Here is an 846-nt window from a genome sequence, read left to right on the forward strand (position 1 = left end):
GACGAAGAGGGAACAGGGCTATGGCAAGCGGATCCAAGATCAACCGGGCGCTGGCGCTCAAGCTGGCGGCATCGACCATCCTGGTCGGCAGCGTGCTGGTGAGCTGTTCGGCGCATGGCGGTGGTGGCCGTCCGCAAAGCCTTTCGTCCTCGTCGCAAAAGGCGCTGGCTGCGGGCAAGACCGACAAGGCACTGGAAAAGGCCGAAGCCGCGGTCGCGCTCGACCCGCGCAATCCCGAACTGCGCAAGACGCTGGCCCAGGCCTATCTCGCCAATGGCCGCTTCGCGTCCGCGCGCCAGTCGCTCGACGATGCGCTGGCGCTCGGCGATGCGAGCGCGCACACGGTGATCAGCCTGGCGCTGATGCACGTTGCCGAGGGCCGCACCAATGCCGCGCAGGCGCTGCTGGAGCAGCATCGCGACGCCATTCCGGCGAGCGATTACGGTCTGGCGCTGGCTCTGGCCGGTGACACCAAGACCGGCGTGGAGGTGCTCGCACAGCTCATCCGCTCTGGAGATAACGCCCCCAAGGTACGGCAGAACCTCGCTTTTGCCTATGCGCTCGACGGACGCTGGCGCGAGGCGCAGATCATGGCCGGGCAGGATCTCGATCCGCAGGTCGCGCAGCAGCGCATCGCCGAATGGGCGCGAATCGCGCACCCCGATGCTCATGCCCAGCGCGTCGCATCGGTGCTCGGCGTCACGCCTGCAGCCATGGATCCGGGCCAGCCGGTGATGCTTGCGCTGTCGGCGACCCCGTCGATGGGCGAGGTCGCGACGCAAATCGGCCAGCAGGCGATGGCGCCCGCTGCCGGTCCGATCGAACTGCCGCCGGTCGAAGACAAGC

Annotated in this window: 1 protein-coding gene; it reads left to right on the plus strand. The window is 68.2% G+C overall.

Annotated elements, in window-relative coordinates; all coding sequences use genetic code 11:
- Nucleotides 1-20: 20 nt before the first annotated feature.
- A partial coding sequence (locus AX735_RS17840) for a tetratricopeptide repeat protein (protein WP_156447538.1) occupies nt 21-846 on the plus strand: 826 nt, incomplete at its 3' end.

The sequence above is a fragment of the Blastomonas sp. CCH1-A6 genome, assembly GCF_001556365.1.
Taxonomy (GTDB): Bacteria; Pseudomonadota; Alphaproteobacteria; order Sphingomonadales; family Sphingomonadaceae; genus Blastomonas; species Blastomonas ursincola.